We start from the raw sequence: 13,268 nt of genomic DNA on the forward strand, positions 1-13,268 counted from the left end.
TCGCTATAACCGCGCCTTGCCGGTCATCCGCAACTCGCCCCGCAGGCCGGACTCCGTCAACCGGATCAGGGCGTATCCGCCCCCGGCCAGGGGGCCGGGATTGATTACCTGGGTCTTGCCGATGCGATCCTCGGCCCGGGCTTCGTGGATATGCCCGGTCAGGCAAACCTCCGGCTGAATCGTCTCAATGAAGGCGCGCACTGCTCTGCTGCCCACGGACGTCCTGCCGCCGACCTTGTCCGCGGCAGTGTTGAAGGGCGGATTGTGGGCCACCAGGAGCAGGTGCGGCAGGTCCTTGACCGGCTCATGGGCCTGGACCAGCCAAAGGCCCAATTGCTCGTCGGAGACTTCACCCGGCGTACCGAAGGGCGTGGGGGTGGAGTAGCCCACGCCCATCAAGCCGACCCCGTTTCCCAGGTCCAGGCCGCGGGCATGGATGTTCATTCCCTGGAGATTCAGAAAATCCTCGACTTCCGGATAGTCCATGTTGCCGATCTGGGCGAAAATTCTGGGATTGATGCGCTGGATATCCCGAAGTATCCGCTCGGCGGCGTTCTTGCGGCCACGATTGGTCAGATCTCCGCTGACAAGGACCGCCGCGGCGTCGGCCAGTTCCGGGATCAGGCGAATGTTCGCGGTCTGTTCATGAATGTCGCCGAATCCGATCCAAAAAGGGAGTGTGCTCACGGTCTTCCTCCGTGGGGGTGAAGAGTTGTGTCTCAAAGCATCGTGCATATTGATATCCTGTTTCCTTTTCGTTTTGAAGAGCGGATTCACGGCACGAGCCATCGACTTCTAACACCAACCTCTTCAGGTCTTGATGGTTCGAACCGGATTCCGTAATGGACACGGAACCATCACCCAAAACACGGGAGGAGAAACATGAGCGACAGGTTTACAACGAATGGAGCGTTCAGCTGGAGCGAGCTGCTGACCAGCGACGTGGAGGGAGCCAAGAAATTTTATGGGGATTTGCTTGGCTGGGAGATCGAGGACATGCCCATGGAAGGCATGGATTACACCGTGGTCAAGGCCGGAGGAGAGGAAGTGGGTGGGATCATGGCCATGCCGCCTCAGGCGCCGGAGGGCATGCCGCCGCACTGGGGGACCTACGTTACGGTAACGGACGTGGACGCCGTGGCCCGCAAAGCCCCGGAACTCGGAGGGCGGGTGCTCCTCCCGCCCACGGACATCCCCGGCGTTGGCCGGTTCAGCGTTATCCAAGATCCTCAAGGAGCGGTCCTGTCCGTAATCACTTATACATTCCAAGCTGTTGGCAAATGATTTGCCAGTGAGTTGTCGGCGCGGGACACTTCGGCGGGAACGACTCCAGGTGGACGACTTGCCCTTGTGAAGATACTCCTCGCCGCCGACCGAACAGAAGGCAAGGCGTGATTAAACGGCGCGATCTCCAAGGTCGTGCCGTTTTTTTATTTGGGATATGGTTGGGGTTGTCGTGCTCTCGTCGAATTTTCGATCATTCCCTCTTGACAGACCGCCGAATCACATGAAATAGAGCGCGGCTGTTTTTCAACACCATTCCATAAAGGTTTTGCATGTCCGTGTTTGTCGTTGAGAGTGGCGCAAGTGTAGGAGCGGCGTAGGCGTCGAGTTCCGGCTTTTCGGTACTTGATTTCCTTCGTCCGGTCCCGTCCATCCCCCGTCCCTGGAGCGCTCGGGCTGAGGTCCGTGCAGGCGTCCTCCGATTCGATCCGCCTCCTCGGCTGTTCGAAGGCGCGTCGCCTTATCCAAACAACGACAAGACACAGGACAATTCCAATGCGAACCAGATCCGACATGCGCGGTCGGGGCGGCGCTTTGCCGTCTCCCAACGCCTTTCTTTGCGGTCACTGCAGCCGCACCGTGCCCGGGGAAGCTCCCGGCACCCAGCATCGAAATCATTGCCCCCACTGCCTCTGGAGTCTTCACGTCGACCTGCGTACCGGCGACCGGAGAAGCGGCTGTCACGGACGAATGGAACCCGTCGGCGTTGCCGTGCGCTATGATGGCGACTGGGCCTTGTTGCATCGCTGCCAATCCTGCGGGTTGATCCGCATGAACCGCATCGCCGGCGACGACAACCCGCTGGCCCTGCTTTCCTTGGCCGTGCGTCCCTTGAGCAAGCCTCCGTTCCCCATGGACCAGTTGCCGCGACTGATACCCGGCACCGAGGAGGTGCGACCATGAACCTCCATTCCTTGGGCTGGACCTCCAGCTTGACTGATGCCTTTGCTTCCAGACCGCGGCCCGGACTCGTTCCGGCGCGGGTCAGTCGGGAAGACCGGGGGGTGTACACCCTTTTGTACGAGCATGGACGCTTTCAGGCTGAAGTGAGCGGAAAACTCAGGCACCGAACCGCGGCCCGCGCCGATTATCCGGCCGTGGGCGATTGGGTGGTCACGGAACCGGGAGATGCATCCTCTCGGGGCGTGATCCACGAACTTCTGCCCAGAAGGTCGGCTTTTATCCGGCGCATGGTCGGCGGGCAAAGCCAGGGACAGGTGGTCGCGGCCAACGCAGACATCGCCTTTCTGGTCAGCGGGCTGGACCGGGAATTCAATCCCCGACGCATCGAGCGTTATTTGACCTTGGCCTGGGAGTCCGGGGCCGATCCGGTCGTTCTTCTGAACAAGGCGGATCTTCACGCCCAGCCGGAACTGGCCCGGCTCCAAGCCGAAGCCATTGCACCGGGTGTTGCCGTGTTCTTGATCAGCGCCGCAACGGGAGGCGGCTTGCGTGACCTACTGACGCTCCTCGGTCCTGGGCGGACCGGCGTGTTGCTGGGCTCCTCCGGAGTGGGCAAATCGTCGATCATCAACGCCCTCATCGGCCGGGAAGCCCGGAAGACCTCAGTCGTGCGCGAGGCGGACGGCAGGGGCCGACACACGACCACGCACAGGCAACTCATGGTCCTGCCGACGGGTGCGATGCTCATCGACACGCCCGGCCTGCGGGAGATTCAACTTCTGGCCGATGAAAAAGCCCTGGACCGGTCCTTTGAGGACATCGACGAACTGGCGGCTTCATGCCGTTTCCGGGATTGCTCACATAACGGTGAGCCGGACTGCGCCGTGCAGCATGCTCTTGCGGAGGGATTGCTGGAAATGGATCGATACGAGAGCTGGCTGCGTCAATGCAAGGAAACCAGGTTTCATCAACGAGAGCAGGATGTCCTGCTGAGGATTCAGGAAAAGAAGCGCTGGAAAACCATCCAGAAGACGGTTCGGGAGGTATATCGATATAAAGGGAGATGATGAACGGATCAGCGTCTTGCCCCGGCGTTTTTCACCGGGGCAAGACGCTAAAGCAGATTGGACGCCAGGCGCATGGCCGAGTTGCGGAACACGGCGAGTCTGGAGAGGGAGCGCAGGCGGGCCGGGGTGTATTCCTCGCAGGACTCCAGGTCCTGCTCGAAGATGGCGTCGTGGCGTCGGGCCAGATCCTCGTTCAGGAACCAGACCATCAGCTCCTTGTGCAGTTCCAGGCTGCGCATGTCGATGTTCATGGTCCCGATGGCCAGCAGGTTGCCGTCGATGGTCATGGTCTTGGCGTGCAGGAAGCCTTGCATGTAGTAATAGATCCGGCCGCCGGCCTCCAGGAGCGGGCCGAAGTAGGTTTGGGCCGCGTACCAGGCGGTGCGTTTGTCCGGCAGGCCGGTCATCATCAGGCGAACGTCCACTCCGGCCAGGGCCGCGTTGACCATGGTTTCGTAGATCTGTTCGTCGGGCACGAAATAGGGCGACTGAATCCAGATCCGCTTGCGGGCGTGGCCCATGGCCAGCACGTGAGCCCGGCGGGCGGTTTGCCACTTGTCCTCCACGCTGGTGGCCGTGATTTGGACCGGAACACACGTTCCGGGCATGGGATACTGTTCCGGAAAGAAACGCGTTGAGAACAGGTTTTCCCGGCTGGCCTCGGACCAGCGCAAGGCGAAGAGCTTCTGGAGTTCGGCCACCGCCGGGCCGCAAAAGCGAACATGAGTGTCCCGCCAAGCCGGAAAGCGCCGGCCTCCGTCGATGTATTCCTGGCCGACGTTGATCCCGCCGGTGTATCCGCGTACTCCGTCAATGACCACGATCTTGCGGTGGTTGCGGTAATTGGCCCTGTTGAGCTGCCGGACATCGAAGCGGACCTTGGCCCCGGCCTTGGCCAGCCGGTTCAGTTCGGTCTTGCGGTAGGGCAGATTGCCGATGAAATCGTTGAGCATCCGCACTTCCACCCCGGCCCGCAGTCGCTCCAGGAGGATGGCGCACAGTTCCGCGGTCAGCCGATCCCGCTCCCAGATGAAATACTGGATATTGATGGTCTCCTTGGCCTGGGCCAGATCTTCCTTCAAAAGCGCGAACTTTTCCGCGCCGCTGGGCAGGATGCGCACGTCACAAGCCGGCAGGGGCGGGGTGAACTCGGTTTGCTCGATGAGCTGGACCAGCCGGGAGTAACCTCGTTCTTCGGCCCACTCCCGACCGGTTTCCGCCATGTCCGCGTGCCTGGCATGAACGGAGCGCATGGTCGGACCGGCCATGGCCCGGTGCCGTTCGTGCAATCCTCGCTGCTCGGCGAGCTTGCGCCAGTTGCGGCCGAAAAAATAGTACAGAGCCAAGCCCAAAAGAGGCAGAAAAGAGAGCAATACCAGCCAGGCCAGGGTTTTGGTCGGATCGCGCTGGTCATTGATCAGGACCACCAGAACCGTCAGCCAATACAAAAAAAAGGCAGCCCCGAGCAGAGCGGGCCAGTTCTCCATGAATTGCCATTCCATTCAGCACTCCGGGGTTCGAGAACTTAGGGACTCTGGGGGCAGGGCGTGGAGCATGAAATCAGCCGTGGGTTATTGAGAAACGAAGTTTTTTTCACTAGGTCTGGGATGCATCACAGGACACGGAGACATGGTTACTCCGTTATGTCATCGGTAACCCGAGATCAAGGAGGACGGCGTGCGGCAGGAAGATGATGGAACGCGAACCGATTCGGAAACGGTTCCGGATTTGGCCCGAGAAACGACCGCGGCGTGGAAGGACGAGGAGGTGGAGTTCATTAAAATTTTTTTCACGGACCTGAACGGACGGCTTCGGACCTTGACCATCAATCCGGAGTTCATGGACCAGATCGTGGAAAAAGGTGTCGGCTTTGACGGCAGTTCCATTGCCGGAATCACCACGGTGGACGACAGCGACCGACTGTTGCTCCCTGTACCGGAGAGTTACCGCGTACTGGAGTTCAACAGTGAGCGGATCGGCTTCTGTATCGCCCGGATACTGAATTTGATGGGCGGGCGGTCTCTCTCCGATCCGCGGGCCGTCCTGGAGCGGACCCTGGAGCGGGCCATGGACGAATTCGGCGTGCGCTTTCAGGTGGCTCCGGAGTACGAGTTCTTTCTCCTCAAAAGCGACGACTTCACCAAAAACATTCATTCGGACAAGGCAGGCTATTTCCACTCCGATCCCCACGACAAGGGCGGCTTCGTGCGCAACCAGATCATCCGCACCCTTAAGCGCTGCGGCATCCGCCATGAAAAGACCCATCACGAGGTCACGGCCTCCCAGCACGAGATCAATCTGGAACACACGGACGCCCTGTCCGCCGCGGACAGGACCCTGCTCTTCAACTATGTCGCCGAACGGGTGGCCGCGGAAGAGGGCATGCACATGACGTTGATGCCCAAGCCCTTTGACGGCCAGAACCGCAGCGCTTTCCACCTGCATATCTCCATGTGGGATCAGAACGGAGTAAACCTGTTCCACGATGCCCAGGGCGAGCACCGGCTGAGCAGCCTTGCCCGGCAATTCATCTCCGGGATTCTGAAGTACGCCCGTCAGACGTCCATCATCATGGCTTCCACGTACAATTCCTACAAAGCCTATGTGGCCGAACGCGAAGCGCCCATGGTCGTGGGCTGGGGGATCAAGAACCGCAGCTCCATGGTCCGCCTGCCCCACTGCGCCAGCCCGGAAAGCACCCGCCTGGAACTGCGTAGTCCGGACCCGTCGGGCAACGTGTATCTCCAGATGGCGACTTTGATCGAAATGGGGTTACAGGGGCTCCGGGAAGGGGCAGAGTGCGGACCGCCGGACGTGGGCAGCGTTTATCGTGGTCTTTGGGATTGCCGGGTATGGGACGAACGCTTTCTGCCCCGGAGCATGTACGAGGCCTTGGTGGAGGCGGAGCGCAGCGAATTCTTGCGCAACCTTCTGGGCGAGAGCATCTACAAGCACTATATGTGCTTGAAAATCGCCAGTTGGGAAGAGCACCGCACCCACGTCACGCCGCGGGAGCTGGGGAATTACTTGAGCTGTTAAACGAGAAAGCCAAGGGCCCGGAGGAAGCCTCCGGGCCCTTGGCCGGAAACGGAATGAGCGTAGTGGCTATTCCGGGATATTCGGCCACTGGGTGGTTTTGCCCTGGTAGTTGCGCAGGGTGTATTCCTTTTCGTCCTTCCCCTGAATGTAATAGTCGGGCATCAGCGGTATTTTGCCGATATTCGTGGCGATGACGTACATGGGCTGGGCCAGGCCGGTGGTGTGGCCGCGGATGGCGTCCCGGATCAGTTCAGCGCCTTTTTCCACCGGGGTTCGGAAGTGATCGATGCCCGGCGCGGGCTCGCAATAAAAGACGTAGTAAGGCCGGATACGCACGGTCAGCAACTTTTGATGCAGTTCGCGGAAAGTGGCCGGATCATCGTTGATCCCCTTGAGCAGCACCGCCTGGTTGCCCACATTCACCCCGCAGGTGAGCAGGTCGTAAACGGCCTGTGCGGTTTGCTCGGTGATTTCCTTGGGGTGGTTGCACTGGGTGTTGATCCAGATGGGCACCCGATGGCGGCCGGCGAGGACCTTCTTCAGCCCTTCGGTGACCCGTTGCGGCAGGACGATGGGGGTCCGCGTTCCGAAGCGGATCATCTGCAAGTGCGGCATTTCGCGAAGCTTGCGGATCAAGTAGTCTAGTTTCTCATCTGAAAACAGGAAAGGATCTCCCCCGGTGATCAACACGTCCCGCACTTCCGGGTGCTCCCGAATCCACGTCAACCCCTCCTCGACGTCGAAGCGCAGTTGCAGGTCCCGGTCCACGACCAGCTCCTTGCGGAAGCAATGTCGGCAATAGATGGCACAGGCATCGGAAACGGTGAAAGCGACCCGATCCACGTATTGTCTGGCGATGCAGTCCGGCCGAACTTCCGAAGTGTCCCTGTTTTCCTTCCAGATCAAATAATTGGGAACGCCGTAAGTGTTCTCCCGTTCCTGGATGCTGGGTACCACCTGTCTGCGGATCGGACAGTCGGGGTCGTCCCGGTCCATCAACGCGGCGAAGTAGGGGGTGGTTCCCCAGCGGGTCGGCATTTCCGTGATGGCCCGTTCTTCCCGATCCGTGACGGTGATGTAGTTCTTGAGTTTGTCCAACGTGTTGACGTGATTTCGCATCTGTTCCTGCCACAAATCCATGATGAACCTCCGATCGATGCTCATTTTTCCGCGTACCCGGTCGCTGGAGCGTTCGGGTCCGGGATGCAAAGCCCTCGTTGTGCCGAAAAAACGATGCGGCATCAAGGGGTTTTCATTTTTCGGTCAAAAGTCGGTCAAAAGCAGCTCAAAAAAGGACTGAAGCGCTCCGCTCGCCTCAGACTCACGCTCTCACCTGAAAAACGATCCTTCCTGGATGAGAAAAGCGCTTGCGTGAGCAGAGTTGCTGGAAACGGCTTCACAAAAAACGGGGGCAGAAGCTGTAGACAGCTTCTGCCCCCGTTGATTCCACGATGGAGGACGCGACGTTGACTGCTGCTAGGCGAGGACTCGGGCGTCGTCGGTCAGGTAGGTCATGAATCGAGTCGGAGGGGCCAGCAAACCGTCGATCCAACGCTCTGGCCAGGCCCGTTCTCCATGCATGGCCCCTAACAGGGCACCGAGCACGGCACCCCGGTAGCAGTTGTCGCCGCCAAGATTGGTGTTCACGATCAGGGCCTGCTCCGGATCATCCTGATATTTCCAAGCCAGATAAAACGCCAGCGGAAGGGATTGCTGGACGTAACAGGCCGTGCTGAAGACATTGAGGGCCACGTCCACATCGTCGCGATCCGCCAGGTCTTCAAAGGAATGGTCGGTGAAAAAGCGCGACTTCTCCGGAAGTTCCTGTTCCAGGGCTTGGCGGATGTCCATGCCGTCCAGAACGGATTGCAGGGTCAGGCTGAAAGCAGAGAAGGCGTCGCTCATGAGCGGGCCGGGGTGGGTCAATTCCAGGTGACGTTGGCCGAGCAGGAGGCCCCTGTTCGGCTGGTCGTGGAAGAAAAGCAGGATCGGAACCGGCAGACACAGTCCGCCGATGTGTTTCTCTTCCGGCGCGGCCGCCGTCATGCCTTTCCTGTGCAAGACCCAGGCCTTGAAAAACTCCCGGTGAGACTCTTCAATATAGGTATCGTGATGTTTGCCGGGGGTGGTCATGAACGCGACATATTTGGCGAGATAGCGGTCAGGATCGTAGCCTTCGGACTCCAAGAGGTGCTCCATGAGCAACCGGCTCAGCTTGATGTTCAGGGTGTTTTCACCGGCCTGCAGGAATTGATGATAATGTACGCCCCGTTCGCCCCAGAACATGGCTTGATTGTGCAGGATGTCCGCCTCCGGACCGGCCGGGCGGTAGCGGGAGCGCCAGAGAATGCTGTCCGGATGGGGGTTGCGGGGTTGCTGGTAGTCCCGGACGAGGCCGTAGTCCTTGTGCAAGGAAAGCCGATCATAATACCAGTGCACGGGCATGGCCAGGGCGTCCGCGATCAGAAATCCATAGAGCGCCCCGGAGAGGCGGGAGCTGATTTCCGGTGTATGTTTGAGCATGGCTGCGTCCTTGTTTGAAGGGTGACGGGCGACTTCTTCCGTTCAGTAATAAGTCCTGATCAGCCATGGTCAATTGTCTATGGCGATTACGACGAACTTCCGAGTATCCTCTGAGGGGTTCCCTTCCTCCAAACAAAAGCGGCCCGGCGGATATCCGCCGGGCCGCTCGCAAAAGCCAAGATGAAAGTCGATTTAATGTGTTTTTCCGGTCACACCGCGACGGTGTCGGTCGCCCGTTCGGCCTCCAGGTCCACGTCCGCGATCTTGGACAGGCCCAGCAGGATCGGGCTGGCGATGAAGATGGAGGAGAAGGTCCCCACGGCGATGCCGATGAGCAGGGCCAGGGCGAAGTCGTGGATCACGCCGCCGCCCAGCAAGACCAGGCAGAGCACGACCATCAGGGTGGTTCCGGAGGTAAGGATGGTCCGGCTCAGAGTCTGATTGATGCTCAGGTTGATCACCTTGGGCAGGGTCATGTCCACCTTGTCGCGGATATTCTCCCGGATGCGATCGTAGACGATGATCGTATCGTTGAGGGAATAGCCGATGATGGTCAAAAAGGCGGCGATGATGGCCAGGTCCAGATCCTTGTTCAGCAGGGAAAACATTCCCAGGGTGATGAACACGTCGTGGACCAGGGCGACCACCGCTCCCAGGGCGTAGGAGAGCTTGAGCTTCCAGCACAGGCCGATGGTGATCAGTAGCGCAGCTACCACCAGCAGTTCCATGGGCAGGCCAAGCCAGCGCAGGGCCGCGATACCCCCGGTCAGGCCGGCGGCCATGATCACGGCTGGGAACCAGCGTTGTTCGAATCTGCCTGAGATGTAGATCGCTATCAGCAAAATGGCGTAGAACAGCGCTTCCATGGCCTGGGCGCGGAGATCAGCGCCAACTCGTGGGCCGACCATTTCCAGGCGCTGGATGTCGAATCCGACGCCAGCCAAATTCTGATCCAGACTGTTTTGGATATCCCGGCGGACCTCGTCGGAAACAAGATCCGAGGACGAGGTCCGCACGAGGAACTCATTGTCCTGGGCCGTGCCGAAGCGCTGTACCCCAAGACCGGGGAGGTCGGCATCCCGGAGGGCCTGCTGGACGCGGCTCAGCTCCACCGGTTGGTCGAACTTAATCTGAATGATCATGCCGCCGGAAAAGTCGATACCTAGTTGGGGCCCGCCCTTGACGACCAGGGAAAGGAGGCCGGCCAGAATCAGCAAGCCGGATATGAGGAAGGCCCCATACCGCATTTTCAAAAAGTTGATCCGGGTGTCCGGACGAATGATTTGCAGTCCCATGCTGTCACCTGTTCCTTATATGCTCAACGGCGTACCGGGCTTGCGCCATTTCAGCCAGAAATCGAAGAATATCCGCGAGACGAAAATCGCGGTGAACATGGACGCCAAAATACCCAGGGACAAGGTCACGGCAAAGCCCCGGATCGGCCCGGTGCCGAACTGATACAGGACGATGGCCGCGATGATGGTGGTGATGTTGGCGTCCAGAATGGCCTTCAGCGCACGGCTGTAGCCTTCGTCGATGGCAATGGCAGGGGTAAGACCGCGTCGTATTTCTTCCCGAATGCGCTCGAAGATCAGCACGTTGGCGTCCACGGCAATACCGATGGTCAGGATGATGCCCGCGATGCCGGGCAGGGTCAGGGTGGCCCCGAAAGCCGCCAACCCGGCCATGACCAGCAAAATGTTCAAACACAGGACCGCGTTGGCTACGATTCCGGACATGCTGTAATAGACAAGCATGAAAACAAGGATCAGCGCCCCGCCGATCAGGGCCGCTTGCAGGCCGCGCTCAATGGATTCCCGACCCAGGGAGGGGCCTACGGTGCGCTCTTCCATGATGTGCACCGGGGCGGGCAGTGCCCCGGCCCGGAGCACCAGCGCCAGGTCAGTGGCTTCCTCGGTGGTGAAGCGCCCGGTAATGCTGGCCCGCCCTCCGGCGATGCGCTCCTGGATCACCGGCGCGGAATGGACGTTGCCGTCCAGGACGATGGCCAGCCGTCGGCCGGTGTTCTCTCCGGTGATCCGTTCGAACAGCCTGGATCCGCGCGCATTGAAGTTCAGCCCGACGTAAGCCTGGTTGAACTGATCGAAGCTGACCCGGGCATCGGTGATGAATTCCCCGGTCATCAGGGTGTCCCGCTTGATGACGATGGGGGTTTGGGAAACCGAGCCGTCCGGGTTGCGGGTGTGCATGGAGGCCAGTTCCGCATCCGGGGGCAAAATGCCGCGCAAGGCGCGGTCGATGTCCGCCTGGTCGTCCACCAGCTTAAATTCCAGATGGGCGGTTTGTCCGATGATGGCCACGGCCCGTTCCGGATCCTGAAGGCCGGGCAGTTGAACCTGGATACGTCCGTCTGCTTGGCGGCGGATGTCCGGTTCGGCCACGCCGAACTGGTCGATGCGGTTACGGATGGTCTTGATGGCCTGCTCCACGAGCAGATCCTCGACATGGGCCCGGTATTGCTGGGTCATGCCCACGGCATAGCGAATCTGCCCCGCTTCCTGTGTTTCCTTGGAGAGGATCTGCAGGTTGTCGAAGCGGTTGCGGAGCATCCGCTCCAGGTCATCCTGTTGTGCGCCGCGGGCCAGCGTGAATTCCAGTTTCACGTCGTTCACCACTTGCGGCCGGAGGATGAAAATGCCTTCATCCTGGGCCTCGGAGCGGATGTCCTGGCCGAATTGGGCCATGGTGTTGGCCACGCCCCTGGGAATGTCGACGCCCAACGTCAAATGCATCCCGCCCCGCAGGTCCAGACCGAGCCGGATCTCGCTTTCCGGCAGGACTTTCCCCAAGAACGTACCCTGGAGGTTGGTCAGGGCGGGCAAAGCATACAGGCCGCCCAACAAAAGGCCGATCACGGCCAGGACGATCCGTATTCGCAAGCTCATCTTCATGGCTGTTCCTCAGAGTGGTTCCAAGCAGGCAGGCGAGCGTTCCCGGCGCGGAAAGCGCACGAAACCGGTCCGGCGCGTCGCCGCGGAGACGCTCTCTACGAGTTGTAGGGAAGTGTTATTTGGGGTCCCGACTGACCGGTTTGACGTCCGTCTCGGCGAGGCCGGCGATGTAGTTGCGGTTGGCCTGGATCTTGACGTTGTCGGCGATTTCAAGGGTCAGCATGTCGTCATTGATGGAGTGGATGCGTCCGTAAAGACCTCCGGCGGTCAGGACGCGGTCGCCTTTCTTGAGGTTGGTGAGGACTTCGCGGTGCTGCTTGGCTTTTTTCTGTTGGGGACGGATAAGCAGAAAGTAAAAGATCGCGAACATGACGATCAACGGAACGAACGCGGTGATCGGATTGCCCTGGGCTTCGGCCCCGGAGGTTCCCATGGCGTAGGCCAAGCTTGGTTCAAAAATCATCGTGCACTCCTTAAGGTTCTTGTGTGGATAAAATTCGCTTCCGTGTTTTCCAGCGAAGCTTTTTTTTCGCGCGTATCAGACGTTGATGTCGGACGTTGATATCAGTCGCTGAATTGGTCTGCCGCGTGCCTGAACGGGCAAATCCCTACATGACATCATGGCGGATGTACAGGGCTTTTGTATCGCGTGGAAACACGGCACCTCCGAAGATGAGCGGACCGATCCTGAACGCGAGCGCGCTCCAGTGTTTTTTACTACAATTATGTAAAGACATCTCGGCGTCTTTTTTCGTCACTCCGGGATGCGCTTGAGGAAATTTCTCGGGTTCGCGTCGCGTTTGCGATCCCAGAGCGCTTCATCGAGACAAAAGGTTTTCAGGTACCATCCTTGATTTCCGCGACCCAAAGAGACAGGGGAAAATACAAAAACGTCATGCTGTGCCCCTGGATGGCCAAAAAAACATCTTTGAATTAACAAAAATGTTGCACACGGAACACGATCAATCGCGAGCGCAAAGAATATTTCATTATATTCCAGCAAAATAACATCCTTGGTCCGCGCTTTGCTTTGCTTCCGAACATGATGAATTCAGTGGCTGTTTACGGAGTTTGCTCTTTGCATGTGTCATGCGGTTTTTGTAAATCTTTATCATACGTAAGGGAGGCACTTGATTATGAAATGGATCACAGCAGTCATCAAGCCGTTCAAGCTGGACGATGTCCGGACCGCGCTCATGGAAATCGGCGTTCAGGGATTGACCGTGACCGAGGTTAAAGGGTTCGGGCGACAGAAGGGGCACACGGAAGTGTATCGCGGGGCGGAGTATGTCGTGGACTTCCGGCCAAAGCTCAAATTGGAAGCGGCGATTGCCGACGATCAGGTGGACAAGGTGATTCAGACCATTCAGAAAGCCGCCCATACCGGAAAGATCGGCGACGGAAAGGTTTTTGTCTTTGACCTGGAAAAATGCCTTCGGATCCGGACCGGGGAAACCGGAACGGAAGCCCTGTAATCAGTAGAAGCGGGAATCGATTCGTCGCTACGTAACGCTCTTTCTCAAAATGGAGGGAATATACC

The 13,268-nt window shown here is 59.1% G+C and carries 12 protein-coding genes; 5 read left to right on the forward strand and 7 right to left on the reverse strand.

The window, feature by feature from the left end:
• Positions 1-3 precede the first annotated feature (3 nt).
• Complete coding sequence (locus tag DESLA_RS0111120; RefSeq protein ID WP_028572498.1) at positions 4-687, reverse strand: metallophosphoesterase; 684 nt, start codon at positions 685-687, stop codon at positions 4-6.
• A gap of 195 nt (positions 688-882) precedes the next feature.
• Here DESLA_RS0111120 and DESLA_RS0111125 point away from each other — a divergent pair, with 195 nt between their 5' ends.
• The 3 genes from DESLA_RS0111125 (at position 883) to rsgA (ending at position 3,254) form a co-directional block, all read left to right on the forward strand.
• Complete coding sequence (locus DESLA_RS0111125) at positions 883-1,284, forward strand: VOC family protein (protein ID WP_028572499.1); 402 nt, start codon at positions 883-885, stop codon at positions 1,282-1,284.
• Positions 1,285-1,779: 495 nt separating this feature from the next.
• Positions 1,780-2,187: an RNHCP domain-containing protein gene (locus tag DESLA_RS20105; protein ID WP_051434610.1), complete on the forward strand. Its 408-nt coding sequence runs from the start codon at positions 1,780-1,782 to the stop codon at positions 2,185-2,187.
• A complete protein-coding gene (gene rsgA / locus DESLA_RS0111135) occupies positions 2,184-3,254 on the forward strand; it encodes a ribosome small subunit-dependent GTPase A (RefSeq protein WP_028572500.1) in 1,071 nt (356 codons plus the stop codon). The genes DESLA_RS20105 and rsgA overlap by 4 nt, the downstream gene beginning before the upstream one ends.
• A 47-nt stretch (positions 3,255-3,301) precedes the next feature.
• On the opposite strand, the gene cls is transcribed toward rsgA, so the two are convergent.
• Positions 3,302-4,756, reverse strand: a complete 1,455-nt coding sequence (gene cls, locus DESLA_RS0111140) for a cardiolipin synthase (protein ID WP_028572501.1) — start codon at positions 4,754-4,756, stop codon at positions 3,302-3,304.
• 175 nt (positions 4,757-4,931) lie between these two features.
• On the opposite strand from cls, the gene DESLA_RS0111145 reads away from it, so the two are divergent.
• A complete protein-coding gene (locus tag DESLA_RS0111145) occupies positions 4,932-6,293 on the forward strand; it encodes a glutamine synthetase family protein (RefSeq protein WP_245590047.1) in 1,362 nt (453 codons plus the stop codon).
• Between the two features lie 66 nt (positions 6,294-6,359).
• On the opposite strand, the gene DESLA_RS0111150 is transcribed toward DESLA_RS0111145, so the two are convergent.
• The 5 genes from DESLA_RS0111150 to yajC all read right to left on the reverse strand — a co-directional run bounded on the left by DESLA_RS0111150 (position 6,360) and on the right by yajC (position 12,191).
• Positions 6,360-7,433, reverse strand: coding sequence for a KamA family radical SAM protein (locus DESLA_RS0111150; protein WP_035263079.1), 1,074 nt, complete (start codon positions 7,431-7,433; stop codon positions 6,360-6,362).
• A gap of 336 nt (positions 7,434-7,769) precedes the next feature.
• Positions 7,770-8,816 (reverse strand): ADP-ribosylglycohydrolase family protein, encoded by a 1,047-nt coding sequence (locus DESLA_RS20110; protein ID WP_051434611.1) that lies wholly within the window; start codon positions 8,814-8,816, stop codon positions 7,770-7,772.
• Between the two features lie 209 nt (positions 8,817-9,025).
• The gene (secF, locus tag DESLA_RS0111165) at positions 9,026-10,111 is read right to left on the reverse strand and encodes a protein translocase subunit SecF (RefSeq protein ID WP_028572504.1); all 1,086 of its coding nucleotides are present in this window, start codon (positions 10,109-10,111) and stop codon (positions 9,026-9,028) included.
• 15 nt (positions 10,112-10,126) lie between these two features.
• On the reverse strand, positions 10,127-11,728 hold the full coding sequence (secD, locus tag DESLA_RS0111170) for a protein translocase subunit SecD (protein ID WP_028572505.1): 1,602 nt from the start codon (positions 11,726-11,728) through the stop codon (positions 10,127-10,129).
• Between the two features lie 115 nt (positions 11,729-11,843).
• On the reverse strand, positions 11,844-12,191 hold the full coding sequence (gene yajC, locus DESLA_RS0111175) for a preprotein translocase subunit YajC (RefSeq protein ID WP_028572506.1): 348 nt from the start codon (positions 12,189-12,191) through the stop codon (positions 11,844-11,846).
• Between the two features lie 673 nt (positions 12,192-12,864).
• Between yajC and DESLA_RS0111180 the strand changes: the two genes are divergently transcribed.
• Positions 12,865-13,203, forward strand: a complete 339-nt coding sequence (locus DESLA_RS0111180; RefSeq protein ID WP_028572507.1) for a P-II family nitrogen regulator — start codon at positions 12,865-12,867, stop codon at positions 13,201-13,203.
• Positions 13,204-13,268: the final 65 nt, after the last annotated feature.

This window comes from Desulfonatronum lacustre DSM 10312, assembly GCF_000519265.1.
Taxonomy (GTDB): domain Bacteria; phylum Desulfobacterota; class Desulfovibrionia; order Desulfovibrionales; family Desulfonatronaceae; genus Desulfonatronum; species Desulfonatronum lacustre.

Excerpts from the sequence above, each read along its gene's own strand:
- DESLA_RS0111125 (WP_028572499.1), top strand. The coding sequence starts at position 883 with ATGAGCGACAGGTTTACAACGAATGGAGCGTTCAGCTGGAGCGAGCTG.
- DESLA_RS20105 (WP_051434610.1), top strand. The coding sequence starts at position 1,780 with ATGCGAACCAGATCCGACATGCGCGGTCGGGGCGGCGCTTTGCCGTCT.
- rsgA (WP_028572500.1), top strand. The coding sequence starts at position 2,184 with ATGAACCTCCATTCCTTGGGCTGGACCTCCAGCTTGACTGATGCCTTT.
- cls (WP_028572501.1), bottom strand. The coding sequence starts at position 4,756 with ATGGAATGGCAATTCATGGAGAACTGGCCCGCTCTGCTCGGGGCTGCC.
- DESLA_RS0111150 (WP_035263079.1), bottom strand. The coding sequence starts at position 7,433 with ATGGATTTGTGGCAGGAACAGATGCGAAATCACGTCAACACGTTGGAC.
- DESLA_RS20110 (WP_051434611.1), bottom strand. The coding sequence starts at position 8,816 with ATGCTCAAACATACACCGGAAATCAGCTCCCGCCTCTCCGGGGCGCTC.
- secF (WP_028572504.1), bottom strand. The coding sequence starts at position 10,111 with ATGGGACTGCAAATCATTCGTCCGGACACCCGGATCAACTTTTTGAAA.
- secD (WP_028572505.1), bottom strand. The coding sequence starts at position 11,728 with ATGAAGATGAGCTTGCGAATACGGATCGTCCTGGCCGTGATCGGCCTT.
- yajC (WP_028572506.1), bottom strand. The coding sequence starts at position 12,191 with ATGATTTTTGAACCAAGCTTGGCCTACGCCATGGGAACCTCCGGGGCC.
- DESLA_RS0111180 (WP_028572507.1), top strand. The coding sequence starts at position 12,865 with ATGAAATGGATCACAGCAGTCATCAAGCCGTTCAAGCTGGACGATGTC.